The organism is Rossellomorea sp. QJM3NY_18 (assembly GCF_056173145.1).
In genome coordinates, this window is sequence record NZ_CM149659.1 from 3,362,727 (window position 1) to 3,389,001 (window position 26,275).

Genomic DNA, 26,275 nt, shown 5'->3' on the forward strand with positions numbered 1-26,275 from the left:
CCTCCCAGTATTCCCTTTAAGTCTAAGTAACTACTATTCTAGAATATGATAATCTGAGTGAAAAAGAAAGCGTTTACACTAAAGTGGTAAAGGAAGTTGTGCCTATTTGTGACGTCTTCCAACAAAAAAAAAGGAAGAACCATTATCGGCTCTTCCTGTTGATTTTATATGATTTACTGACAATCTTTCACGACCTGGTTTTTTCCGTTGTTTTTGGCCAGGTAGAGTGCTTCGTCGGCTTTTTTGACTAATTCTTTGACGGATTTGGGGCAGTGGTCGTCATGGGCTCTCCAAATGGATAGTCCGCAGGAAAGGGTGACGGATGGGTCGGTTTTCAATGGGACGTCCTTAATGATGCGTTCTGCGATTTCCATTCCTTCTTTACGACCGAGGGAAGGCAGGTAGACGGCCAGTTCTTCCCCTCCCCATCTTGCGACGAATCCGTGGTGGCTGACGATTCCCTTGATCAGATTGGATACTTCTATGATGACTTCATCTCCAATTTGATGACCGTAGTTATCGTTGATGGATTTGAAGTCATCGATATCGATCAAGAGCAGTGTACCCAGTTCATCCTTATTCATGGAGGATTCCATTTCATCATCCAAATAATTCCGTGCAAACAGTTTGGTCATGTGATCGGTGATGACCATATGCTCCAATTTTTCACGGAGAGTGGCATTGGTGATGGCCAGGGTGGAATGATGGATGAACGACTGCAGCAACTTGTACATATCAAATGAAAACATATACGGTTCCTTATGGAGCACCACACAGAATCCGATCAATGCTTCGTTTTGGACCATGGGAGCAGCCATGATCGACGGAAAGGCGGTCGCGTCTTCAAATCGATCACTGACATCCCCTAAAAAGATGGAGTCCTTTTCCTCTTCAATACGCTTCTTAACATAAGAAATATAACTCCTGCCGATCTCTTCAAAAAAGACCGGGGAACTTTCGTCCAGAATGGTATACTCCCCTTTTTGAAGGAGGACGAACCCAATGGCGGATGCCTGGAAGGAACGCTTAATCTGTTTCTTTAAAAACAGGACGGTTTCAGATAAACGTAAATTCAAGTTTAATTGATGGGACGTTTCATTGATGAGCTGAAGATCGGTGATAAGCCTTTTCGACTGTTCATAAAGCTTGGCGTTCTCCAGGGCGCTCCCACCCGTATAGGCTAAGAGGCGGATGAACTCGATCTTCTGATCCGTAAAATCACGGGAATCGGACTTCACCTCAAGGACACCGTAGATCCCCTGCTTCCCTTTTAAAGGTGCATAGAGGATGCCTTCTTCGCCGGACTCAATGCTTCCGTTCACAAATGCCTGCATGGCCGACTCATTGGCACGCTCAAAATCGAAACTCTTAATGGGCAGTTCTCCGAAGTCATAGCGGTCATTGGACAATAGCAAACGGAACTCATCAATCGGGAATACCTGTTTCAACGTCTCGATGATCTGTACAAGGAGAGTATGAACGTCCCTCGTTGAATGGAAGATCTCTGTCACTTTGAATAATTCCCTATATCTTCTCTCGTCTTCAAGGACGGTCTGGATACCTCCTGTATGCTGTAAAAACTGATTGCTTGCCTTCCAAAAGGAACGAAGCCAGCTTTCATCGGCCCACCCTTTCGGATCCTCCGTCTTCACTTGGAGGATCGCCAAAGGACTTCCATCACTCTTCGTAAAGTGAAACTTAATAGAGGAATGGTCTTCCTTCTCTATTAAGATAGGACGCATGATATACTCCTCTGTCGCTTCAGCAAGTGTGAGGGGAGCACCACCATTATGATGGGGATGGTATAGGAAATAGATAGAATCGGTATAAAAATATAAAAATGCCTGATCGATTTCCAGGCAATCCTTTACAACCGTCAGCCATTTTTGCAATTGAACAGAATGATCTGCATTTACTGACATTTCTTCGTATATTAAATCGAATAACTTTGACTTGTATTCATGCAAAGCATGTTGGATAACGTACATTTTTCTCACCCACACCTGAAAGGTTTGTGAAACGAATTACATCACCGGCTCCTGGCCAGTACCATATCCTTTTGAAAGACAACCAGCCATACTGAATCGTCTCCTGATAAGGAATGGATTTCTTTCGGTTCCCCGCTTTTGTCTGTAAGATCCAGTTGGACATCACGAGACCCCTGTGGAATGCTGATAAATCCGGTTTCTTTCTCAATGTGAAAGGGCTGCCGGCTTGAGATGACGGAAGACGGATCACGATTCCGCTCCTGTAATACCTCTAATGATTCAGAAAATAGTACCCATTTCTTCTCTTCTAACTGGACCCAGATCCCATTATGTTCCTTTGTAACGCCGAGCGTTTTCACTGAATTATGTAACGACACACTATGTAATACCTTAAAGTAATCATGATTTTTTTGATCAATTTCATATATGACAAGGACCGGCTGCTCTTCTACCACCTTTGCCACTGCGATGACCGGGTTATGACTGCCGTCTCCCCTGGACAACACTTCGGCATGAATGGAGGGTTCGATCTCCTCGACTTTCTCCGATGAGGAGGAATAAAGGAAACCTCCTAAAACGACTAGCAGACAGATACCGATCAATAGATATCGAAGAATTTTCTCTCTCTTTGATTCCTGCAAATCTGCTCACCTATTTAACATAATTTTCAACTTTTATTATATCACAACAAATGACTTATGGACTATTTTGTTTGTGCAATCCAGATTGCTCTTTTCATGAATCTATAAAATACTCACTTGACTTCTATTCTCTCGCATCATATAATATTCTTGTGTAAAATAATGCAGCTTCAGTGAAGTCCTTTATGCTCGTATTTTGTTCCTCTGTGTTGAGGTGTATCTTGTAACCCTCTGCTGCTAGGGCGAAGGTACATGAAAACAAAATGCACATAATTGTTTATTCACAGGTGTTTTTATTTTACAACAAAATAAAAACAATAAAGGAGGAGTCATTCATGGCTCGATATACTGGCCCAAGCTGGAAATTATCTCGTCGTCTTGGAATCTCTCTAAGCGGAACGGGTAAAGAATTAGAAAAGCGTCCTTACGCTCCTGGACAACATGGTCCTAACCAACGTAAAAAAATCTCTGAGTATGGTTTACAACTTCAAGAGAAGCAAAAACTTCGTCACATGTACGGAGTAACTGAGCGTCAATTCCGTAACCTATTTGACCAAGCTGGCAAATTACAAGGTAAACACGGTGAAAACTTCATGGCGCTACTTGAGTGCCGCCTGGATAACGTTGTTTATCGTTTAGGTCTTGCTCGTACTCGCCGTCAAGCACGTCAACTTGTTAACCACGGTCACGTTACAGTGAACGGATCTCGCGTAGACATCCCTTCATTCCGCGTACTTCCTGGTCAAACAATCTCAGTTCGTGAAAAATCACGTAACCTTGATATCATCAAAGAAGCGATGGAAGTGAACAGCTTTGTTCCTGAATTCCTAACTTTCGATGCTGACAAACTAGAAGGTACATTCACACGCGTTCCTGAACGTTCTGAATTACCAGCTGAAATTAACGAAGCTCTTATCGTTGAGTTCTACTCTCGTTAATCTTTCTAGATTGCAGAGTGATGCAAAAAATCCCCTGAAATGTTGATGTAACAACATTTCAGGGGATTTTTTATTTTTATCTACTTTGCAAAATTATGCAGGTTAATGCACTAAATTGGGGCCAACTTGGGCCAATTTTGGGAGCAAATAAATTACTGGCATGGGTGAAGGGATGGAAAGAAAAGAGCAATATTCTACATGTGTTATGGGCTATTTGAAAAGCCTTGACGTTACTTCCTTGTTAAACGCTCTATAGCAACTGGTTTTGTGGCAACCGCTGTTAAAAAAATACCATACTATATATTGGCAGTAATTGATTATTAACACAGTACGTTCCACCGTGGTTAAGATGCAAAAGATACGAATCAGAATAACTTATAATTAAAAATATTTTCGAAAAATACTATCATAGAATAATTCACAAAAACAACGGAGTTTATGGAAACAACGTTTATATATAAACTTTATTAGGAATGATACTAACCACTAAAATAGAATTCTTCACTTTTTCTTACCTGTTGTATGGTTCACTGTAGTTATTTGAGAAGCAAAAAATAAGCATTGGGAATGTACTCCCAATGCTTATTAGTATCAATACGATTACTAAACATTGTTTAAAACTAATCATTCCGCACCAATATTATTTCGTTAATGACAACAGCAGTACATATAGCCTGCTTTTCAATCAATCATGAGTTGTATATTTTAGGGATTAATGTTTTTCTTCCCTGTTCAAACGTAATATATAATTGATGTAACGCTCGGCTTGTGGCAACGTATGCCAACTTACGATCAAAGTCTGTAAAACTATAGTCATTGAAACGCGCAATTACAACAGCTTCAAATTCCAATCCTTTTACTGCAGATGGGGTGGTAACAACTACTTTTACACTTTGTGGTAGATCTAATTCAGTTTGTATAGCTACAGAGAAATATGGATCAATCATATATTGATATCGCTGAAGTAAAGATTCATCTTTTACTACAACTGCTACAGACTCATAATTATTTGTAAAGATCGCCTTTTCCAATATTGAAATGAGCTTTTTCTCTTCTGTTGCGCGTGTAAACTCTACCCATTTTACGTCTTCACCATCACGGAATGTCTCTGTAGATAGCTTATATTTATCATTTGCGAACGGTTTGATAATTTCGTTACTCACTTCTACAATTTGAGCCGTTGAACGGTAAGTTGCTTGAAGTTCATAGTAAACTGACCCACCAATTAACGTATCAAGAGTATGCCAATCCTGTAAAGAACTTGACCGATTTAAATTTTGTCCGAGATCACCTATTAACATTAATCCATTTTTTCGAGTTAATGAATTCATTTCAACAATTTCATAAGGCATATAGTCTTGTGCTTCATCAACGATTAAGTAAGATAGCATGTGGTCTTTTAATATGCCATTCAATAAACGGTTAATATGCAATAATGCAGGTAAATCTTCGTAGAAAATATCAAAAGATTGATAGTCATTGGGTAGTAGGTTATTTGATTTTGCAACTTTTATTGACTCATCAAAGCAATCTATGTAATCAAGTTCAAGATGCTTGATTACATATTTTTTCATTATGTCGCTCTCTTTTGTTGAGATATGATGCTCTTCCTCAAAGTCATAGCCTTTATATTGATTGCTAAAACTGTATTCCAACTGATAGATATTCTTCAACGCTACTAAAATCTGTTTATAGTAAGCTTGTTCCAACAACATTAAACTTTCTGCAAGTAATGCTAGTTGAAGCTTTTCTTGCAACTCATTATAGTATACTTGCTTTTCCTTTTCTAAGTCTTGAAGTACGCGCTCTTTCGCTTCTTCTAGATAATGTTGGACTATAGAAGTTTCTTTAATGATATCTATATTAAGTACTTCTTCAGGTTGCTCTCTTATATACTTTAAGATAACAGAATCATTCGCTATTAGTACTTCACGCTTCATTTGGTATTTCCAAGCTTCATCAATAATTGAGTAAACAATAGTATCAGGAATCATTTTTTGTAGATCTATTAAGTGGTCCGTCATCTTTAATTCAACGGCATTCTTAATCTCCGCTAAAAACTTTTGGCGCATTAAATCAGCTCTCTTGTTTTGAGCATTTGAAGGATTATCACTTTTTTCTTCTACGAACTTGATCCATTGCTGTCCTAGTTCTGCTATATCAGTAGTGATGAATTCGTTTTGATAGAGAGTTAAATTCTTCACTTCCTGATTCAATATAGCTTCGGCCTTCTCTTTCACCCATTGCTTCATTTGCTTTTGAATTTCATTTTCATTTTGCAACTCTTTCTGTAAGCTTCTATAGAAGAAGTTGAAATATAAGTTTTCTCGCTCTTTTAAAGTAAGTTGCGGATACCTTTCCATTTCCTTCAAGATTGGTACAATAGGGATCGAAACCTCTTTTAATGTAAAATCCTTTGCCCAAATTCGAAGATCATTGATAATGCCCATAGTTGTTTGTTGAACAACATTTCTAAACTCTAAAGAGCCCTTCATTTTTATTATTTCCAGATCAGATGCTTGATGACGATTGACTTTAGATGTAGATATCATTAAAATGTCGCAAGCTATTTCTAAAAATGTCGTCTGTTTAATGCCATAATCACCTAATGTAGGCAACACATTTTGAATATGTTTTAAGAATGCCTTATTTGGACCTAATATCGCAACACTCTCAGGTGTTAAATTTTGATATTTGTAGAGTAGGTAGCTTAATCTATGAAGCGCAATTGCAGATTTACCGCTACCTGCTGAACCTTGGATAATAATTGGTTGTTTCATCGGTAAACGAATAATCTCATATTGCTCTTTTTGTAATGTCGCAACAATAGTTTGCATATCCGTTCCACGTTTGTTTGCAAGAGCAGAAACTAATCCCTCATCTTTAAAATATTGGCTTGACGCCGTAATTGGCGGATGAAGAGTCCTGATTTTTCCAGATTGAATATCTATTTGTCTTATATAATCTACAATGACATCCCCAAGAGTCTTATGTGCAATTGCTTGACCAACAGTGCGTAGATAATAAAGAGATGCAGCTTCGGCCTTCCATGAGATTACATAATCATCAATGCCTTGTTCACCAATATATATTGTTTCTGTACCAGCTAATGTCACATAGTCAACACGTCCAATATAAGGGCGATCTTTTATAAACTTTAAGCTTTGGTTATGTTCGTAAAATCTCTTCCGCAATATCCCTTCTGCATATGCTGTTGAATAATCTATTTCATATGTACTATTAAACTGTATATTAGAAATTTCACGCATTGACGCATTAATTTTGTCAATTACTCGTGTTAAATAGCTATACTCTGACTCATTATGACGTGGTAAAAAAGAAGAAGAATCATATACAGGAAATATAGCTTTTACACCTTCATCAATTGTCGGTACAGTTTTTAACAAAACCTCGGACATTTCTTGTACCATATGTAAGTGATCAACTTCTTGTTCGAGAAAGAACTCATTCTCATCGAATTCTTCTAGAGATACCTCGTCAAATTCTATATGATTAGTTCCATCTTCATCTGAATTTGATGAAGGTACAGGTAATAAATCTAGGGATACTTCGTCCTCTACCACATCTGGTAGTAACTCTCCCTGATCAAATTGGTGGATTTCACCAATTTGTTCTTGTAACTTCTGAATCTGTAAATTCAATTGATTATTTTTATATTGCAAGTCATCATTAGTAGCTTGTAATGCATCGTAATTTTCCTTTAACGTGTTAAAAAGCATTGCATCAATCATTGTTGATTGCTTATCTTCTAACTGATTCAATTGCATTTGAAGAGTTTCATTAACACTAGCTATATTTTCTAACTCTTCAACTTTATTAGTCATCGTTTGTAGCTCTTCTTTTAATGCCACTGACTCAATCTCTAATTGTTCATAAACTTCTTTAGATATATTTACTTCGTTGACTTTTTTTAATCGCATTGCTAGTTGCTGAATTAGATTATTTTTAGAGTTATAGTCTTCTATTGTTGGACGCTTACTTAGATCTTTATTTTCCTCTTCAAGTTTTTTGTAGCATAGTTTCAGTTCTTCAAATTCAACATTCTTTACATTCTCTTCGATCTTATTGTAAATTTCTAATTTATAGTCTAATTGTTTGTATACTTCCTCTTTCTGCAATATTTCTTCTTGAAGTTTTGACAATTCTTGCTCGAGATACTGTATTCGTATATCATCGTTTACATTTTCTGTTGGGTTATGTGACTTATTATCTATGTTTCGCAATAAAACATCTAATAACTTCAATATTACACCTACTTTATTATCAAATATTAAACCAAAATATTCTATATTATCATTATACAAAAATACTAAGTGGTAAATATAGTCTATATTTTAATAATCGATTACATTACTTGGTCATACAAAAATGCACCGCTTTTTCTAGGCAGCTGTATTTACAACTCTAGAAATCGGTCTTGAATTTAATATTCAATTAATCAGGTTGGCCATCTAACAAATCATAATAGGTATTCTTTTATTAGAACGTCTTAAAAAAATACTGTTGTAAGCGTTGTATATCAAGGGTTGATTAATTCATTGAGTTCTACTCTCGTTAATCTTTGTGAAAGAGACACTGTCCATTTTATGGGCAGTGTTTTTTTGTATTTTAAAAAGCACGGCACCCGCTCCAAAATAAGAGAAACGGATACCGCGCTGATAGATTCTATATTCTATTATACGTACTGAACTCTGAAATATTTCTTCTTTCCGCGTCGGATGATCGTAAATTGTCCTTCGATCTTATCCCCTTCGCCCATTACATGCTGAAGATCCGTGATACGTTCACCGTTGATGTAGATCGCACCGTTCCCGACGTCTTCACGTGCCTGACGCTTGGATGGCGAGATTTTCGCATTGACGAGGAGATCGATCAATCCGATTTCTTCTCCTTTTGCCTGTTCAAAAGAAGGGACATCTTTGAATCCTTCCAGTATTTCAGAAGCGGACAATGACTTGATGTCACCGCTGAATAACGCTTGAGTGATACGGATCGCCTGATCAAGGGCTTCTTCACCGTGGATCAGCTTCGTCATTTCTTCCGCCAGTGTCTTTTGTGCTTTGCGAAGATGAGGTTCTGTTTCAACGGACGCAGCTAGTGCCTCGATCTCTTCATGAGAAAGGAAGGTAAAGTATTTCAAGTATTTCACGACATCTGCGTCAGCCGCGTTGATCCAGAACTGGTAGAACTCATATGGAGACGTCTTCTTCGGATCGAGCCATACTGCTCCGCTCTCTGTTTTCCCGAATTTCGTTCCGTCCGCTTTCGTTACAAGTGGAATCGTGAAACCAAATGCCTTCGTTTCTTCTTCATGTGTACGTCTGATCAATTCAAGGCCGGTCGTGATATTCCCCCACTGATCGCTGCCTCCGATCTGCAGCTTACAATTGTAGTTGTCGTATAGATGATTGAAATCCATCGCCTGGAGAATCGTATACGTAAATTCAGTGAACGAAATACCCGATTCCAGACGGGACGAAATCGTATCTTTCGCCAGCATGTAATTCACCCCTACATGCTTACCGAAATCACGAAGGAAAGTCACAACGTCCATTGCTCCGATCCAGTCATAGTTATTCACCATCACTGCCCCGTTTTCCCCTTCGAAATCAAAGATGCTTTGGAGCTGCCCTTTAATGCTCGCTACATTCCCCTGAATCGCTTCAACCGTCTGCAGTTTCCGCTCTTCGTTTTTACCGCTCGGGTCACCGATCAAACCTGTTGCCCCTCCAACCAGTACAAGGGGACGATGCCCTTGATTCTGGAAACGGCGAAGCGTCAGGAATGGAAGCAGATGCCCGATATGCATACTGTCCGCTGTCGGATCGATCCCGCAGTAAATCGAAATGCTTTCTTTATTCAACAGGTCCTTCAAGCCATCTGCATCCGTTTGCTGATACGTGATCCCACGCCATTCCAAGTCCTTTAGTAAATCCATCTTTATTTCCTCCTTTTGATAAACATGCTGACAACAAAAAAGTCCCTGCATATATGCAGGGACGCTGTCGCGCGGTACCACCCAAATTAAGGAATAACATCCTTCACTCATTCAAGATAACGGCTTGCACCGTTTGCTGCTACTAGAAGTTCACAGCAAAAGCTCCAGGATGTAATTCATCGGCCATTTGTGTCAGTTCACAGCACCCACTGACTCTCTTCGTAACAGGGAAGGCAGACTACTTATTCCTCTCATTGCGTTTACACATTTATTTTTCATACAGAAATCCGAATATATGCCGGATCATCATTCATTTCGCTATATTAGGTTTTTACCATATTCCAAAATAATAGTCAACTAAACGGATGATAAAAGACCATTTTATTTGACTTTTTACGACAGCCTTCCTGTAATTATGCTATAATGGGAATGTTCTGGGGGGAATGATATATGAAGGAAAAATGGAACATATTACGTGAAAAATTAGACCCTGCAATCAGGTTCTTTTCAAATACTAGACTACAAAAACGAGCAAGAATTACATACGGTGTATTCTGGAACCTGTCTTTGATCCTGATCGTGATCTTTGTATTGGGATTCGCATTTGCAGGAGGAGTCGGAGCGGGTTATTTCGCTTCACTCGTCAAGGAAGAACCAATCCGTCCTTATGACCAAATGAAAAAGGACATCTACAACTACGAGGAAACCTCTCGACTTTACTTCTCGGACGATGTCTATCTCGGGAAACTCCGGACCGACCTGGAACGGGAAGAAGTGAAGCTTGAAGATATTTCGAAAGATCTGCAGCATGCCGTCATTGCCACGGAAGATGAGTACTTCAACGAACATAACGGTGTCGTGCCGAAAGCGATCATGCGCGCCGTCCTACAGGAATTCACGAATTCAGCTACCCAATCGGGCGGGAGTACACTCACTCAACAGCTGATCAAAAATCAGATCCTCACGAATGAAGTTTCATTTGAAAGAAAAGCGAAAGAAATCCTTCTCGCTCTTCGCCTGGAAAGATTTTTTGATAAAGATGAAATACTGGAAGCCTATCTGAATGTAGCGACTCTTGGACGGAATTCTTCCGGTCAAAACATCGCGGGTGTCCAATCGGCTGCCAAAGGAATTTTCGGAGTGGACGCAAAGGATTTGTCCCTGCCACAGTCCGCTTTCATCGCAGGACTTCCGCAGGCTCCCTTCTCTTACACGCCATTCAAGAATAATGGGGAAATCAAAGAGAATCTCGAAGCCGGGATGAGCCGAAAAAACACGGTCCTCTACCGAATGCACCGGGAAGGATACATCACGAAAAAGCAATACGACGATGCCGTTGCCTATGACCTCTCAAAGGATTTCGTGAAACCAAAGCAATCACCTCGAGAGCAATATCCATGGCTCACTGCCGAACTTGAAAGCAGGGCAGTGGAAATCATGAAAAATGTGCTTGCCAAGAAAGATGGATATTCTGAAGAGGATCTCGAAAACAATGATGAACTTGAAGATAAGTACCAGACGCTTGCCGACCGCAATGTCCGTCAAAGCGGGTATGAAATTCATTCAACCATCAATAAGAAGATCTATGATCAGATGCAAAAAACAAAAGATGCGTATGAGATGTACGGTCCTACCAAAACCAGAACGGTAAAAGACCCTGACACAGGGAAAGAAGTAGAAATCGAAGAGCCGGTTCAGGTCGGCGCCGTGATGATCGAGAACAAAACGGGCCGCATCATCAGCTTCATCGGCGGCCGGGATTTCAAATTGGAACAAATCAACCATGCCACTCAATCACACAGATCAAACGGATCCACCATGAAGCCTTTGCTCGCCTACGGACCAGCTCTTGAATACGGGTACATCTCACCTGGATCACCGATTCCTGATGTGGGCGTCAACATCAATGGCTGGAAACCTGAAAACTATTCGTTCAGGGAGCGCGGACTTTTCCCTGCAAGGTTCGCCCTGGCAGAATCATTGAATCTCCCAGCAGTCAGAACGTATGCGAATATTTACAACCGGAATCCATTTAAAGAGTTTCTGTTGAAAATGGGCTTCGACTCCCTTTCTAGCAGATATGACAATAACCTGTCCCTTACTCTGGGAGCGACGACGACGGGTGTCACGGTCGAAGAGAACGTAAATGCCTACACCACCTTTGCCAATGGAGGAAAATTCATCGATGCCTTCATGATTGACAAGATCGTCGACAAGGATGGAACGGTCGTCTTTGAACATAAGTCAGACCCAGTGGATGTGTTCAGTCCGCAAACAGCTTATTTAACAATCGATATGATGAGAGATACCCTGGATCATAACCTCGGTACCGGGCGCTACGCGAAGATCTTCCTGAACTTTGATTCAGACTGGGCCGGGAAATCCGGAACGAGTCAGGATTACAAAGATCACTGGTTTGTGGCAACGAATCCGAGCATCACCTTCGGAACCTGGTTCGGTTACGACACGCCTTCGTCACTGAACACTCCCGGTTCCCGTGCCAGGTACGGACATTACGGATTGCGTAACATCCGCTTATGGTCTTATCTGTTGAATGATGTCAGGGACCTGGCTCCCGATCTGATCGATCCTGATGCATCGTTCCAACAGCCGGAAGGGATCGTCCGGAGGTCCTTCTGTTCCATATCCGGACTACTTCCATCTGAAGCATGCAGCCAGGCGGGACTTGTTAAAAGTGATTTATTCAATGCAAAATACGTTCCTACCAAAACCGATGACAGCTTACTTATGAGCCGTTACGTCATGGTGAACGGAAAGAAATACCTGGCATTGCCGAATACACCGGCGGAATTTTCACAGCCTGGTGTCATCCTGAACCCTGACTTTGTGAAAAACATCTTCGGTGCAGTGCCTGGAGATCCGGACAAACTGATCCCGGATGGGGACGAACGATTTAAAAATGTCCTCATCGCGGAGAACAAGATTTCCGATGACGGCTCAGCTCCTGGAACCGTCAATGCGAGCGGAAACGGGAACAAAATCACGTGGACGCCATCCGCAAGCGGCGACGTCGTCGGATATAGGGTATACCGCACATCCGGTGGAAAAGTCGGAAGTGTCAAATCCGGTTCAAGTTTAGCAGTATCAGTTGGAAACGGTGATTTCTATGTGGTTGCCGTCGATGTAGCCGGCAAAGAGTCTGGACATTCCAATACGGTACAGATTGGAAAGCCTGCACCAAAACCGGATCCTAAACCTGAAAAGCCGGGTACAGATCCGAAGCCACCTGGTGATAAACCAGCCGATCCACCGCCAAAACCGGATAAACCGGACAAGCCGGAGCCACCACCGCCTGCAGATGACGGTGGCGGCAATGGAGGCGGAGACGGCGGTGGGGACGACGGCGGAACCGAACCACCTACAGAACCGGATCCACCACCAGCCCAGAACTAGTGATTGATTGTAAAGAGGGAAACGTCGTTGTGACGACGTCTCCCTCTTTTTGTTTAATGGTGTTTTATCCTTAATTGAGTAACCACTGATAGTTAGAATAAGCGGAGGTATTCCGACTAAGCAAAGAAAAACTAACCATTTTCACGTTTTTTGAGTAAATAGCCGGAATCTTGAGACCGTCGATTAACTACTTTTAATAAATGCTCCATATTTTAGACAAATAAAAATTTAAAATTTCGTTAGGTTTCAATGATCAATTTAGTATTACCCAGAGTATCTTGACCCCTTTTTTAGCCTTAACTGTCTGAAAATCGATTTAAATGCGTCTCAAGGGGATTTTTGTAAACGATCGTGACTCTCTAGTGCATTAAAATAGCAGTTGAGATTCAGTGAGGTCAAGTAAAAGTTTCACATTTTAATTAATCGACAGTCTCATCTTTCCGTCTATTTAAGGTAATTTCAGTTCTATTTAATATATAAGCGGAATTCCTCCGCTTATTTACCAAACTGGCTTTATCACCTTCCCTTAATGAACATGGAAAAAGATTCGAAAAAAGCCTTAGAGATATTTGCATATCTAAGGCTTTTTGATTGGAATTTAAACTGTGTATTATGCTTTTGAATTTGTCTGCGATCATTCGCACCTCACAAGTAAGCCCCCACTCACAAAGAGCAGGGGTCCATCTAACTTATCCATCAATCTTCCATCGTACTCAAATCACCTGTCGGCAAATCCAATTCCCATGCCTTCAATACGCGGCGCATGATTTTTCCGCTTCGCGTCTTCGGCAGCTTGTCGCGGAATTCGATTTCCCTCGGTGCCGCATGGGCAGCGAGTCCTTTTTTCACGAATTGGCGAATCTCTTCCTTCAACTCGTCTGTCACTTCGTATCCGTCACGAAGGGCGATAAATGCTTTGATGACTTCACCACGGACGGGATCGGGCTTCCCGATGACACCAGCTTCTGCGACAGCCGGATGTTCAACGAGCTTACTTTCCACCTCGAAAGGACCTACCCTTTCTCCTGAAGTCATGATGACATCATCGATCCGTCCCTGGAACCAGAAATATCCGTCTTCATCCATGTAAGCGGAATCCCCTGAAACGTACCAATCGCCAGGCATGAAATATGATTCATACTTCTGTGGGTTATTCCAGATCTGATTCATCATCGATGGCCAGCCTTTTTTGATGGCCAGGTTCCCCATCCGGTAAGGTGGCACTTCATTTCCTTGATCATCGACGATCGCGGCTTTGACACCAGGGAATGGTTTTCCCATGGAGCCCGGTTTGATCTCAAGGCTTGGATAGTTACAGATCAGCTGAGCACCTGTTTCCGTCATCCACCACGTATCATGGATGCGCAGATTGAACACTTTCATTCCCCAACGGACAACCTCGGGATTCAACGGCTCCCCGACGCTAAGGATATGGCGAAGGGAGCTCAGGTCGAATTGCTTCACGACTTCATCCCCTGCACCCATCAGCATCCGGAAGGCAGTCGGTGCACTGTACCAGACCGTCACACCATAGTCTTCAATCGTTTTATACCAGTTCTCCGGCTTGAAACGTCCCCCGACAATGACGTTGGAGGCGCCCGTCAGCCACGGACCGAAGATTCCATATGAAGTACCTGTGACCCAGCCTGGATCCGCTGTGCACCAATACACATCCTCTTCTTGAAGGTCCAGTACCCATTTAGACGTTTGATAGTGCTGGATCATGGCGTTATGGACGTGAAGGACCCCTTTAGGTTTCCCGGTGGAACCTGACGTGTAGTGAAGGATCAGACCATCGTTCCGGTCCACCCATTCTACTTCAAGCTTATCGCTCGCTTCAGCGAATTTAGCCATAAAGTCCACATGCACATCATCTTCCTCCACATCTTCCCCAACAAGGAAGACATGTTTCAGATTCGGCAGTTCACTTACAGGAACCCTTTTCAATAGTTCGGGAGTGGTGATGAGAACCTTAGCTTCGCTATCTTCCAGGCGATCCCGGACTGCTCCCTCCATGAATGCTTCAAACAATGGCCCCACGATGGCTCCTAGCTTAATCGCACCCAGGACGGAGAAATACAATTCCGGTGATCTTGGCATGAAGATGAAGACACGGTCACCTTTTTCAACATCCCCAAACCTCTTCAATACATTTCCTGCTTTGTTCGACATCTTCTTCATATCAGAGTACGTATATTTTTCATCACGTTCTGCATCTCGGTAATAAAGAGCGACCTTATTCTTCCTGAAAGACACTGCATGCCGGTCAATCGCTTCGTGCGCAAGATTGACGCGACCTGTTTCCGCCCATGAAAATTCCTTCTCGACCTCTTTCCAATCGAATGAATCATACGTATTTTCATAGTTTTCAAGATTATAGTTTCCCTTAGTCACTGGTAGCGCTTCCACTTTCATATACCGTATCCCCCTTATGTAAGAAATTACAATCTTATTATAGTATAAAACAGATATTTTCTCAATTTTTTAAAAAATCTGCCACCGAGTATGTCCACTGGATTCTGATGCAATATCCCCTCAAAACCCTGTCACTAATAGATATTTCAGAATAACAATCCTAATCTGAAGGTCTGAATTTTTTGTGAAAGCGCTCTCTCGTTTTTAATTTCATGTATAATGGAAGGGAGGAATATCTTTAGGTGGTGTCCAGATGAAATTGAAAAAAACCTATAATGCAACAGAGTTAAAGACAACAAAAGGAAATATCATTATTGAAGGTCCGATTTCGGCAGAGGAGTTATCCCGCCTTGATTTCCATGAGGGCCTGGTCGCTTTCAGACCCCCGGCCCAGCAGCACAAAGCCCTTGTCGAGATTGCCGATTTACCGGAAGGGCGCATCTTGATTGCAAGGGACAATCATACCATTGTCGGGTACGTTACATACTTATATCCCGATCCCCTCGAACGGTGGTCTCAGGGAAAGATGGAGAACCTGATCGAGCTCGGGGCCATCGAGGTCATCCCGAAATTCCGCGGGGCGGCCGTCGGGAAGAATCTATTGAAAGTATCCATGATGGATGATCATATGGAAGATTACATCGTCATTACGACAGAATACTATTGGCACTGGGACCTCAAAGGAACAGGCCTGAACGTATGGGAATACCGGAAAGTGATGGAAAAGATGATGAACGCCGGCGGACTTGAATATTACGCAACGGATGACCCTGAAATCAGTTCCCATCCGGCCAACTGCTTAATGGCGAGAATCGGAAAACGAGTGGATTCAGATTCTGTTCAGCAATTTGATCAGCTTCGATTTATGAATCGCTTTATGTATTAACGTGACTGTTTCTAAAAGGGGTGGAGAGCGTGATTGTAGAAGAGATAATGAAAACGAAAATCGAAACATTGAAAGCAGACGATACGATTGAATCGGCCATAAACTTAATGAGGGAAAAGAAAATCAAGCATATCCCGATCACGAATGACGAGATGGAAGTCGTCGGCATCGTAAGTGACCGGGACGTGAAGGATGGTACACCTTCCATCTTCCATGATGGGTCCGTTACTTCCGAGCTGCAGAAGCCTCTTAAATTCATCATGAAGACCGACGTGATCACGGGGCATCCACTGGATTTCGTGGAAGAAGTCGCTGCCCTCTTTTATGAGCATCATATCAGCTGCCTTCCGGTACTGAAGGAAAAGAAGCTTGTGGGGATCATTACGGAAACCGATTTGCTTTATACCCTCATTCAATTGACCGGTGCCCATCAGCCTGGATCACAGATTGAAGTGAAGGTCCCTCATAAAGCCGGCATCCTCTATGAAGTGGCCGGCATCATCAGACGTCATAATTCCAATATCCAAAGTGTCCTTGTCTATCCGGATAAAAAAGACGAATCCTTTAAAATCCTTGTATTCCGGGTACGGACGATGAACCCGATGAACGTGATCAGTGATCTTAAAAAAGAAGGATATGACGTGTTATGGCCAAACATGCCGGGAATCTCATCATGACAAAGGATGCTGTCTTCATTTATTCAGATGAACTGCTGGGGTACCGGTTCTCTGATGAGCATCCCTTCAATCAGACCCGGATCACCCTGACGATGGACCTCTTAAAGGAAGTGAAGGCTCTTCAACCGGATGACATCGTCCCTCCGCGGATGGCTACTGATGAAGAGTTGTTCCTTAATCATGATCCCAACTATGTAAACGCTGTCAGACAAGCGAGTAATGGCCAGCTTTCTCAAAATCAGGCAGAAGGGTTCGGGATCGGCACGGAAGATACCCCCATGTTTCAAGGTATGCATGAAGCAAGTGCGTATTTAGTGGGCGGCACGCTGACGGCCGTTGACTGCGTCATGACGGGTAAAGCGAAGCATGCTATCCACTTGGGGGGCGGATTACATCACGGGTTCAAGGGTAAGGCTTCCGGGTTCTGTATTTATAACGACAGCTCCGTGGCGATCCGCTATTTACAGGAAAAATACGGGGCAAGGGTTTTGTACGTGGATACGGATGCCCATCATGGGGATGGGGTCCAGTGGTCATTTTACGATGATCCCGACGTGTGCACCCTGTCGATTCACGAAACAGGCCGGTATCTCTTCCCGGGAACGGGCAATATCAATGAGCGCGGTCACGGTAAAGGATATGGATATTCATTCAATATCCCCCTCGATGCCTTCACGGAAGATGAATCATGGATCGAGGCCTACGAGACGTCCTTCCGGGAAGTCATTGAGTTCTTCAAACCGGACGTAATCTTGACCCAAAACGGGGCGGATGCCCATTACTATGATCCACTCACCCATCTATCAGCAACCATGAACATCTACCGGGAAATCCCCCGCATCGCCCATGAGCTTGCCCATGAGTATTGCGATGGGAAATGGATTGCCGTCGGCGGCGGTGGCTATGACATTTGGAGGGTCGTCCCACGTGCCTGGGGCATGATCTGGATGGAAATGACAGGGCAGATGGACCTCGCATCATCTTTTCCCTCCAAATGGGTCGAACGCTGGAAAGGAAAAGCAGGCGTCACGTTACCGACAGAATGGACGGATGCACCCGATATCTATAAGCCGATACCGAGAAAAGGGGAAATCACGGAAAAGAACAAACAAACCGTTGAAAAAGCCCTTTATTCCATTCGGCAGCAACTGAAACACAAGCCATCGATGTAATGCAAAACTTACAAATATACAGTAGAGATCATAGAATGATAGAATAAGTGCCAAGCCCCAAAGCATAAGCCAGGGTTTGGCGCTTTTTTTGATTAAATCTTTCTATCAATTTGTTTACATAGCTTTCTTGTAGAGGAAAATGTGTTAAACTCCTCCATAATCTTCTAAGAAAAAGGATGTGTGAGGCAATGAATAAATATTTGCCGCTAATGTTAACCGTAACACTTGCACTGGGAGCCTGTTCCTCCCCCACTGCAACAAAAGAACAGGAAAAGAAAGAAGCCGCTTCGGAACAAGATAAGGCAGAAAAGAAACCGAAAGAAGACAAGGTCGCAGAAAGCAAGGAAGAAAGTAAGCCACCTTTCAAACCGCTGGAACCGGCTGAAGATGCAGTGTCCCTGAAGGAAAGACTGGCTGAAGAAACAGAGACCGAAGAAACTCAGACTGATCAAGAGGGACAGAAGGAGAAACCTCAGCGAACGGTGCCTTTGGGTGAGACGCTTGCAAACGGTGTGGAAGACCCATCGGACGGACCATTGAAGAACCATCGTCTCGTGACCTACTATGGAACACCAGCATCCAAACATATGGGCATTCTCGGAAAATACGAACCAGAAGAATACATAAAGAAACTGAAAGAACAAACCCAGGTCTATTCCAATCTCGACCCGGATCGTCCAGCGGTCCCGACGATTGAATTGATTACCACCATGGCCCAGAGTGCCCCTGGTCCAGACGGTGATTATGTGCAGATGACTTCTGAGGAAAATATCGAAACGTATGTGAAGCTTGCCGACAAGCATGATGCACTCGTATTGCTCGATATTCAACTCGGAACGGATACGGTGATGAATCAGGTGAAAATGGTTGAAAAGTGGCTGAAGCGTCCGAATGTTCACCTGGCGATCGATACGGAATTCCACGTAGCCGAAGGGGAAAAGCCCGGTGAGGATCTCGGTGAAGTCGATGGCCGCAAAATCCAGGAGGCCATCGAGTATATATCAGCGCTTGTGGAAAAAAATAACCTGCCGGATAAACTGGTCCTCGTCCACCAATTCACCGGTCCCGTGCTGACGAACAAGGATGCGATCAAGCCGACTGAAAACGTTGAAGTCGCCATCAACTTCGACGGCTGGGGAGCAGCTGCGGACAAGAAGGCATTGTATGGCCGATACGTCAGGGATGAACCGACTCAGTACGGCGCCTTCAAAGTCTTCTATGAGAAGGATTTCCCTGTCCTGACACCCGAAGAGGTGCTTAAGATGGATCCAAGTCCAGCAGTCATCAACTATCAGTGATCGAGTCAATCCGTTCAAAAAAGCAAGGATTTCTCTTTGGTGAGCAATCCTTGCTTTTTCATTTATCCTCCAATATAGGACATCTCAATTTTCCGGGATGCCTGGCTTTCTTCCGTCCTTATTTCAGAATAACGATCATCCCGTTTTTCCCATACGCTCCTGATCGCTTCCTTCAGTTCTTTATCAGAAGCTTTGCCCCGTATCATAGCCTTCAAGTCGAATCCGCTTTGGGCAAATAGACACGTGAACAGCTTTCCATCCGTGGATATCCGTGCCCGATTGCAGCTGGTACAAAAACTTTCCGTCACGGAGGAAATGAATCCCACCTCCGTATTGGTCCCGCTGTACCGATATCTTTTTGCCACTTCTCCATGGTAACCGGGCTCGACGGGTTCCAATGGATAATGACTGTTTATGACATCATGGATTTCCTTCTTGCTGATGACATCTTTATAATTCCAGCCGTTTGTGGTTCCGACATCCATAAACTCGATGAACCTGAGAGTGATCCCTTCTTGTTTAAAATAGTGAACCATTGGCATGATTTCATTGTCGCTAAGACCTTTTTTCACTACCATATTCACTTTCACTTCAAGGCCTTCCCCTTTTGCAGCGCGAATTCCATCCAATACGGGCTTCACTCCCCTGCCCACATCATTGATCTTCATAAATACCTCATCATTCAAGGAATCCAGACTTACGTTCACTCTTGTAAGGCCTGCTTGTTTCAATGCCTTTGCATGCTTCGGCAGGAATACTCCATTTGTCGTTAAGGCGATATCCTTTATACCTGACACATTATATAAGCTTTCAATCAAGACCGGCAGATTTCTTCTAAGCAGGGGTTCTCCCCCCGTGAGCCTGATTTTTTCCACACCGAATTCAGAAAAAATGCCGGCTAAACGAGTGATCTCCTCAAATGAAAGAATCTCTTCTCTTTCTAAAAATGGATAATCTGCACCAAAAACTTCTTTCGGCATGCAGTACCTGCACCGGAAATTACATCGATCCGTTACAGAAATCCTCAAATCACGAAGGGTTCGGGTTCTCTTGTCTATGATATGTTCCATGCAGGGTTCCTCCAATTACATATTTCATATTTTCATTCAATATGAGTATCGTAATCTTGCTTCGTATTGATATTATGAAAGGCTTTCCTTTCTCCTACTTCCTCTTCTGTCAAATATAGGACAGAGAGTCCTTTAAGTATATTACCCATTTTGTAATCTTCACTAACGAGCTGGTCATAGATCTTTTCCCTTACAGACTCCCGATACAGGGCTAATAAAGGTTGAAGCTTACCACCAATGACCGGAACAATCGCATCATACCTTTCATCCACTTTACTTATCAGCCGGTTCACTAAGCTGCTCGTCACAAGCGGAACATCGACAGGAAGTACGGCGTACCATTCCGCTTGATATTCACTCATGGCCGTGTAGATCCCAGCCAGAGGTCCACAGCCTTTGAATTCTTCTACATCCTCTACTACCTTTACATTGGGCAGTGCATCGAATCGGGAGAATAACGCCCGGCTTGTTACAATGATCACCTCATCGGCAAATGAAGAAACGGCCTGAAGCGAGTGCTGAAAGAACGGCTTTCCTTTATAAAGGGAGAAAGCTTTGTCGCTTCCGAATCGCCTGGATTGTCCCCCTGCCACAATGACGCCCGCTAATGTGATATCACGCATCCTCTAACACCCCCTTCCTTTTTTCAGAGATGCCTGAACCCATGTTGGATCATGCGGCACACCAGGGAAGTCTTCCCGCTATTCTTAAATCCAACGACCTGTATGACCGGAATGCCCTTGAACACACGAATCCCCTCTCTTCTATTATGATTTAATAGACTTCAAACCAATAATCAATTTTGAAGGGTAATATTCTAACAATATTAAAAACAGCTTCATAGTCAGTTGATTGTAGCGGAAGGTGCTCGACTCCGACGGGAATAGCGGGAAAGCCTGAAAAGCGGAGGTGGCTTGCTCAGCCCCGACAAGCATAAGATGAATGGGCTAAGAAGGCGTTCTTTTGCCTTCTTGGAGCATTTAGCTTATGACCTCGAGGGGCTAGCCACCGTAGCTGGATCTTGAGACCCCACAGGGCTTTAGCCCGAGGAGGCTCAACTCACGCCCCGCGGAAAGCGAGCACCTGCAGCGGAAATCAACCACCACTCGCTTCATCAAAAGCAATAAACTCTGCAAATTCAGATTAGCCATAACACTCAGAGTTAGGTACCTTCATTGGTGAGAATCAGCTGCTCCACTGTGGGTAATGGATGTTTTACTTTCCTTCAAATTACGATTACACTAAAAACAGAGGTGAACATAATGTCTAACTTTACTCATTTTAATGAAGAGGGCAGAGCGAAAATGGTTGATATATCGGATAAAGAGGAAACCGTCCGGAATGCCATTGCTCACTCTTCGATTCAAGTCAATCAGGAAATTCATCAAAAAATCGTCCATCATGATTTTAAAAAAGGCGATGTCCTAGGAGTGGCCCAGGTTGCCGGTATCATGGCGGCAAAACAGACATCTGCCATCATCCCGATGTGCCATCCCATTCCCATCAGCAGTGTCAATATCTCTTTCACCTGGAAAGAGATGAGTGATGCCGCTTATGAGCTACTTATAACGGCAGAAGTAAAAACGAAGGGGAGCACCGGGGTGGAGATGGAAGCCTTGACTGCCGCTACGGCAACAGCCCTTTGTGTGTATGATATGTGTAAGTCTGTAGATAAAGGCATGATCATCGGACAGACCTACTTATTGCATAAATCGGGCGGGAAAAATGGTGATTTCCACCGGGATCCTCTCTGATTCACTACCCCTATGAATCTACCGGCCTTCGATTTTCAGGGCCGGTCATTGATTCGATTGACCAACAGCAGGAAGATGAAGGAAACCGCCATGCTTATCCCTACATACTTCCACGCGAGGGCGTCTTCCCCGGATTCAATGGCCACGTAAATGGCCGTTGAGATGGTCTGGGTTTTTCCCGGGATGTTCCCTGCAAACAGTAACGTGGCCCCGAATTCCCCCAATGCCCTCGTGAAACTGAGTACTGATCCGGTCAGCAGGGATCTGCTTGCCAGCGGGATCGAAACGTATATAAGTGTCTTCCTCTCTGAAGCCCCATCCACCCGGGAAGCTGCCTCAATATCTTCATCTATGCCGAGAAATCCTGCTTTGGCTGATTGATACATCAATGGAAACGCCACCACGACAGCGGCAACGATGGCGGCATATGGTGTAAACAAAATCGTTTCTCCCATTAGTTTTTCTATTCCTCTCCCTATCGGACTATTGATCCCAAACATGATGAGAAGAATGAACCCAACGACGGACGGGGGTAATACGAGCGGCAGCATGAACAGGGTTTCCAAAACGGTCTTTCCCCGAAAGTTGATCCGGGAGAACCTGTGTGAAAGTGCTACAGAAACAATGAACGTAAAAATGGTTGCTGACACTGCGACCAAAAGGGAAAGCTTGATAGGGAACCAGAATGATTCCATTTGAATGTCCACCTACTTCTTTACAAATTACCCTTTCGTAAATCCAAATTTTTCAAACGTCTCTTTTCTTTTATCGCTAATGACAAATTTGTAAAAAACGGCTGCATCTTTTGGATGCTTGCTGTTTTGCAGTACTCCTGCATAGTAACCGATTTTCGAATGATGGGAAGGGCTGATCGACTGTATGGATTTCACCTTTTTGCTTGCAGTCAAATCACTGGCATAGACGATCCCCAACGAAACAGACTGATTTTCCACCAGCGTAAGCACCCCTCTTACATCTTTGGCCAATACGAGCTGATCCTTGACCGCATCCCACTTATTCATCCCCATCAATGCCTGTTTCGCATAGTTTCCCGCCGGAACAAATGCCGGATTTCCTATGGCAAGCTTGTCCTTGGAGTGGGAAAGGGCATCAAGATTTGGGTCACTGCTCGATTCAGGGGCGATGATCACTAATCGGTTTGTTAAGAACGACCCTCCCAGGGTTGAGTCAATCAATCCCCGGTCTATCAATCTTTCGTAATCTTTTTTGGATGCAGAAAGAAACACATCGCTCGGGGCCCCTTGTTCCACCTGTTTTCTTAACGCACCGGTTCCGCCAAAGTTAAAGACGATCTGAATGCCGGGATGCTGTTTCTCGAAGTCCTTTTTCACTTCCATCATACTATCTTTCAGACTGGCCGCTGCCGATATGGTCAGGGTGACCTTGTCCCGGTCTTTAGGAGAACAGCCGGTCATAAGGAGTATAATGGTGATGATGATCCATATCCTTTTAGTCATCATGTTTTCCTTCTACCTCGAATCCTTTGTCATTTCATTTGCCATATGACCTATTTCGGGAATGATCAATTGTTCCATCGCAAGTTTCACGGCTCCCGATGATCCCGGCATGGAAAAGATGATCGTGTCACCCGATACCCCTGCAATCGCCCTTGATAGGATGGCAGCTGTGCCAATATCATCCCTGTAACTCAGGAAACGGAACAGTTCACCAAAGCCCACCAATTCTTTATCCAATAAAGGTTTTACCGCTTCTATCGTTACATCCCTTTTGCTGATCCCGGTTCCACCATTCAATAAAACCGCCTGTATCTCTTGATTATGTATCGCTTTTTCAAGTGAAGCCGTAATGGTGCTGATATCATCTTTTACGATCTCATATTCAGCGACTGCATGTCCTGATTGTTGGAGTAACTCCTTAAGCAGCTTTCCGCTTTTATCTGTTTCTTTTGTTCTTGTATCGCTTACTGTCACCACTTTACATGTCACTATTTTAGCCGATGACTTCCGATGTTCCTCTAACAATGGATCGTCTCCTTTCATATCTTCATCGTCTGGCGGGTACCCCTATCATCCCCCGCTGACTGGAGGAATGAGGGCAACAACGTCTCCTGGAGAAATCACTTCATCTTCAAGGGAGTATTGTTCATTGACGGCAACCATGACGCTTTCTAAAGAAGGAAGATGATACTCGTCCATCAGCCGTTCCTTCAGCTCTCTCACGGTAAGTTCCCCCTTATCTATCGTCACTTCATGTCGACCTGCCCTTTCCTGCAGATGGGCAAAAAAGAATACCTTAATCATCCGCTCCACTCCCTTTCATTGGTTTCCCGTCCCGATATTCTACCTGCTGGAGTTGATCTCCTATCCACTGTTCGCCATCTTCCCAGTGTTCTTTCTTCCAGATCGGGACGATTTTTTTAATCTGTTCGATTACGTATTCATTGGCCTCATAGGCCGCTTTCCGGTGGGGGGATGATACGGCAATGACCACTGCCAGGTCGGATATTTCGAGCCTTCCCACCCGGTGTGTAATCGCTACCTTGGCAGCCGGCCACTTTTCTTGGACCTGCACCCCGATTTCTGCAAGTTTCTTCACAGCCATTGATTTATAGGCCTGATACTCTAAATAAAGGGTTCTTCTTCCTTTCGTCCATTCTCTTACGGTGCCGCAAAAAATGGTTACGGCTCCGGCGTCCCTGCTTTCCACTTTCGCCGAAACTTCTTCTGTAGAAATAGGGGCATCTGTTATCACAAATAAATCATCATTCACGGAGCTGCATCCTTTCTTCACTTGATTCATTCTTCTGAAAATAATTCCCGGTCAGGTCGCTTCCCTGCTGGTCTTCCAGCAGTAATACGTGCACCCTCATTCCCTCCTCATACCCCCTTGTCCCACTCGGAAGGACAATAAGGACATTGGCAGAAGCCAGGGAGGAAACGACACCTGATTTATCCAGACCTGTAGGCGCGGCATACACGCTTCCGCCTGAATACGTCATTTCCCCCCTGACAAACCGGGTAAAGGGATTTGGTTTAGGAAAATCTTTACCGAGAACAGCTTCTTCACTTCTGACAAAAAGATGGGGGCACTGTAAATAAAATCGAATGACGGGTCTGACGAATAATTCAAAACCTACATAACAGGCGGATGGATTTCCGGATAATCCGAATAGGAGCTTTCCATCCTTCTCAGCAACCGTTGTGACACTTCCAGGCCGCATTCCCACTTTATTGAACAGCACATTGGCCCCAAGCTTACTATAAATATCCGGAAGGTAATCAAAATCGCCTACGGATACACCACCTGTCGTGATCAGGAAATCCACCTGTTGAAGGGAATTTTCCACGTGCCCGAAGCACAGGTCAAAGTCATCGCTCAATTGTCCCAGGAATATCCCTTCGCCCCCTGCCCGTTCAATCTGGGAGAGAACCATATAGGAATTACTATTCCTGACTTTACCGGGTACGAGGGGTTCATCTATTTCAAGCAATTCACTTCCAGTCGCCAGGACCCCTACTTTCGGTTTCCTGCTGACGGGGACTTCCTTATAGCCGAATGTGGCCAGGAGTGCAACGATTCCAGGATTGATGTACGTTCCTTTTTCAGCAAGGATCGTCCCCTTTTTCGTATCCTCTCCCCGGAAGGAAATATTGTCCCCCTCCTTATATGACCGGTTTATGGTGATATATGCTCTTCCGTTTTCCTCATGGTTCTTCACTAATTCAAGCATGACCACCGCGCTCGCTCCCTCGGGAATCGGTGCGCCTGTCATGATCCGTACGGCCTGGTTCTCTTTTATCGGTTGATTGTATACACTTCCCGCTCCTATTTCAGAAACCACTTCCATAGAAACAGGGTTTTCCTTCGACGCATATGTAGTATCTTCGGCTCTTATCGCAAACCCATCGTATGGGGAGCGGTCAAATAGCGGGACATCATGATCGGCAAAAAGATTTTCCCCAAGGAATCTGCCGGATGCCTTTTCGATTTCCACGGTTTCGACTGCGCCTTTCTTTTTGTACTTCAGAAGACATTCTATGGCTTCTTCTACCTTAATGGGCGTTCGACGTTCCAACATCTG

20 protein-coding genes and 1 other annotated feature are annotated in these 26,275 nt (G+C 43.7%); of the genes, 7 read left to right on the top strand and 13 right to left on the bottom strand.

Annotated features, from left to right (window positions below; translation table 11 throughout):
- Positions 1–173 precede the first annotated feature (173 nt).
- Complete coding sequence (locus tag AC0VXY_RS17425) at positions 174–1,988, bottom strand: sensor domain-containing diguanylate cyclase (protein ID WP_475526029.1); 1,815 nt, start codon at positions 1,986–1,988, stop codon at positions 174–176.
- Between the two features lie 41 nt (positions 1,989–2,029).
- A complete protein-coding gene (locus AC0VXY_RS17430; protein ID WP_475526030.1) occupies positions 2,030–2,629 on the bottom strand; it encodes a hypothetical protein in 600 nt (199 codons plus the stop codon).
- 335 nt (positions 2,630–2,964) lie between these two features.
- Here AC0VXY_RS17430 and rpsD point away from each other — a divergent pair, with 335 nt between their 5' ends.
- A complete protein-coding gene (gene rpsD, locus AC0VXY_RS17435; RefSeq protein WP_034765742.1) occupies positions 2,965–3,567 on the top strand; it encodes a 30S ribosomal protein S4 in 603 nt (200 codons plus the stop codon).
- A gap of 689 nt (positions 3,568–4,256) precedes the next feature.
- Here rpsD and AC0VXY_RS17440 read toward each other — a convergent pair.
- Positions 4,257–7,832: a 3'-5' exonuclease gene (locus tag AC0VXY_RS17440; protein ID WP_475526031.1), complete on the bottom strand. Its 3,576-nt coding sequence runs from the start codon at positions 7,830–7,832 to the stop codon at positions 4,257–4,259.
- Positions 7,833–8,263: 431 nt separating this feature from the next.
- Complete coding sequence (gene tyrS / locus AC0VXY_RS17445) at positions 8,264–9,526, bottom strand: tyrosine--tRNA ligase (RefSeq protein WP_475526032.1); 1,263 nt, start codon at positions 9,524–9,526, stop codon at positions 8,264–8,266.
- A gap of 54 nt (positions 9,527–9,580) precedes the next feature.
- Positions 9,581–9,790: a binding site (T-box leader), on the bottom strand.
- Between the two features lie 186 nt (positions 9,791–9,976).
- Between tyrS and AC0VXY_RS17450 the strand changes: the two genes are divergently transcribed.
- Positions 9,977–12,940, top strand: coding sequence for a transglycosylase domain-containing protein (locus AC0VXY_RS17450; protein ID WP_475526033.1), 2,964 nt, complete (start codon positions 9,977–9,979; stop codon positions 12,938–12,940).
- 696 nt (positions 12,941–13,636) lie between these two features.
- Here AC0VXY_RS17450 and acsA read toward each other — a convergent pair.
- Complete coding sequence (gene acsA / locus AC0VXY_RS17455; protein ID WP_435989636.1) at positions 13,637–15,355, bottom strand: acetate--CoA ligase; 1,719 nt, start codon at positions 15,353–15,355, stop codon at positions 13,637–13,639.
- Between the two features lie 253 nt (positions 15,356–15,608).
- Here acsA and AC0VXY_RS17460 point away from each other — a divergent pair, with 253 nt between their 5' ends.
- The 4 genes from AC0VXY_RS17460 (at position 15,609) to AC0VXY_RS17475 (ending at position 19,388) form a co-directional block, all read left to right on the top strand.
- Positions 15,609–16,241, top strand: a complete 633-nt coding sequence (locus AC0VXY_RS17460) for a GNAT family N-acetyltransferase (RefSeq protein WP_475526034.1) — start codon at positions 15,609–15,611, stop codon at positions 16,239–16,241.
- Positions 16,242–16,270: 29 nt separating this feature from the next.
- Positions 16,271–16,918, top strand: a complete 648-nt coding sequence (locus tag AC0VXY_RS17465; protein ID WP_435989634.1) for an acetoin utilization AcuB family protein — start codon at positions 16,271–16,273, stop codon at positions 16,916–16,918.
- Positions 16,915–18,090 (top strand): acetoin utilization protein AcuC, encoded by a 1,176-nt coding sequence (locus tag AC0VXY_RS17470; RefSeq protein ID WP_435994403.1) that lies wholly within the window; start codon positions 16,915–16,917, stop codon positions 18,088–18,090. Before AC0VXY_RS17465 ends, AC0VXY_RS17470 begins: the two co-directional genes overlap by 4 nt.
- A gap of 188 nt (positions 18,091–18,278) precedes the next feature.
- Positions 18,279–19,388, top strand: a complete 1,110-nt coding sequence (locus tag AC0VXY_RS17475) for a hypothetical protein (RefSeq protein ID WP_435989633.1) — start codon at positions 18,279–18,281, stop codon at positions 19,386–19,388.
- A 62-nt stretch (positions 19,389–19,450) separates the two neighbouring features.
- Here AC0VXY_RS17475 and moaA read toward each other — a convergent pair whose 3' ends face one another.
- Positions 19,451–20,458, bottom strand: a complete 1,008-nt coding sequence (gene moaA / locus AC0VXY_RS17480) for a GTP 3',8-cyclase MoaA (protein WP_435989632.1) — start codon at positions 20,456–20,458, stop codon at positions 19,451–19,453.
- Positions 20,459–20,490: 32 nt separating this feature from the next.
- On the bottom strand, positions 20,491–21,081 hold the full coding sequence (locus tag AC0VXY_RS17485; protein ID WP_435989631.1) for a molybdenum cofactor guanylyltransferase: 591 nt from the start codon (positions 21,079–21,081) through the stop codon (positions 20,491–20,493).
- A 639-nt stretch (positions 21,082–21,720) separates the two neighbouring features.
- Between AC0VXY_RS17485 and moaC the strand changes: the two genes are divergently transcribed.
- A complete protein-coding gene (gene moaC, locus AC0VXY_RS17490; RefSeq protein ID WP_435989630.1) occupies positions 21,721–22,212 on the top strand; it encodes a cyclic pyranopterin monophosphate synthase MoaC in 492 nt (163 codons plus the stop codon).
- Between the two features lie 35 nt (positions 22,213–22,247).
- Here the strand turns inward: moaC and modB are convergent, their stop codons facing one another.
- Genes modB through AC0VXY_RS17520 form a run of 6 tightly spaced genes read right to left on the bottom strand, consistent with a single transcriptional unit; the run spans position 22,248 to position 26,269 of the window.
- On the bottom strand, positions 22,248–22,907 hold the full coding sequence (gene modB / locus AC0VXY_RS17495) for a molybdate ABC transporter permease subunit (protein WP_475526035.1): 660 nt from the start codon (positions 22,905–22,907) through the stop codon (positions 22,248–22,250).
- Positions 22,908–22,934: 27 nt separating this feature from the next.
- Positions 22,935–23,693, bottom strand: a complete 759-nt coding sequence (gene modA, locus AC0VXY_RS17500; protein ID WP_475526036.1) for a molybdate ABC transporter substrate-binding protein — start codon at positions 23,691–23,693, stop codon at positions 22,935–22,937.
- Between the two features lie 9 nt (positions 23,694–23,702).
- A complete protein-coding gene (locus tag AC0VXY_RS17505; protein ID WP_475526037.1) occupies positions 23,703–24,233 on the bottom strand; it encodes a MogA/MoaB family molybdenum cofactor biosynthesis protein in 531 nt (176 codons plus the stop codon).
- Between the two features lie 27 nt (positions 24,234–24,260).
- Positions 24,261–24,494: a molybdopterin converting factor subunit 1 gene (gene moaD, locus AC0VXY_RS17510; RefSeq protein ID WP_475526038.1), complete on the bottom strand. Its 234-nt coding sequence runs from the start codon at positions 24,492–24,494 to the stop codon at positions 24,261–24,263.
- Positions 24,487–24,963 (bottom strand): molybdenum cofactor biosynthesis protein MoaE, encoded by a 477-nt coding sequence (locus tag AC0VXY_RS17515; protein ID WP_475526039.1) that lies wholly within the window; start codon positions 24,961–24,963, stop codon positions 24,487–24,489. The genes moaD and AC0VXY_RS17515 overlap by 8 nt, the downstream gene beginning before the upstream one ends.
- Complete coding sequence (locus tag AC0VXY_RS17520; protein ID WP_475527894.1) at positions 24,956–26,269, bottom strand: molybdopterin molybdotransferase MoeA; 1,314 nt, start codon at positions 26,267–26,269, stop codon at positions 24,956–24,958. The genes AC0VXY_RS17515 and AC0VXY_RS17520 overlap by 8 nt, the downstream gene beginning before the upstream one ends.
- Between the last annotated feature and the right edge of the window lie 6 nt (positions 26,270–26,275).

Coding starts and splice junctions, on each gene's coding strand:
- AC0VXY_RS17425 (WP_475526029.1), bottom strand. CDS start 1,988: ATGTACGTTATCCAACATGCTTTGCATGAATACAAGTCAAAGTTATTC.
- rpsD (WP_034765742.1), top strand. CDS start 2,965: ATGGCTCGATATACTGGCCCAAGCTGGAAATTATCTCGTCGTCTTGGA.
- tyrS (WP_475526032.1), bottom strand. CDS start 9,526: ATGGATTTACTAAAGGACTTGGAATGGCGTGGGATCACGTATCAGCAA.
- AC0VXY_RS17450 (WP_475526033.1), top strand. CDS start 9,977: ATGAAGGAAAAATGGAACATATTACGTGAAAAATTAGACCCTGCAATC.
- acsA (WP_435989636.1), bottom strand. CDS start 15,355: ATGAAAGTGGAAGCGCTACCAGTGACTAAGGGAAACTATAATCTTGAA.
- AC0VXY_RS17460 (WP_475526034.1), top strand. CDS start 15,609: ATGAAATTGAAAAAAACCTATAATGCAACAGAGTTAAAGACAACAAAA.
- AC0VXY_RS17470 (WP_435994403.1), top strand. CDS start 16,915: ATGACAAAGGATGCTGTCTTCATTTATTCAGATGAACTGCTGGGGTAC.
- AC0VXY_RS17475 (WP_435989633.1), top strand. CDS start 18,279: ATGAATAAATATTTGCCGCTAATGTTAACCGTAACACTTGCACTGGGA.
- moaA (WP_435989632.1), bottom strand. CDS start 20,458: ATGGAACATATCATAGACAAGAGAACCCGAACCCTTCGTGATTTGAGG.
- AC0VXY_RS17485 (WP_435989631.1), bottom strand. CDS start 21,081: ATGCGTGATATCACATTAGCGGGCGTCATTGTGGCAGGGGGACAATCC.
- moaC (WP_435989630.1), top strand. CDS start 21,721: ATGTCTAACTTTACTCATTTTAATGAAGAGGGCAGAGCGAAAATGGTT.
- modB (WP_475526035.1), bottom strand. CDS start 22,907: ATGGAATCATTCTGGTTCCCTATCAAGCTTTCCCTTTTGGTCGCAGTG.
- modA (WP_475526036.1), bottom strand. CDS start 23,693: ATGATGACTAAAAGGATATGGATCATCATCACCATTATACTCCTTATG.
- AC0VXY_RS17505 (WP_475526037.1), bottom strand. CDS start 24,233: ATGAAAGGAGACGATCCATTGTTAGAGGAACATCGGAAGTCATCGGCT.
- moaD (WP_475526038.1), bottom strand. CDS start 24,494: ATGATTAAGGTATTCTTTTTTGCCCATCTGCAGGAAAGGGCAGGTCGA.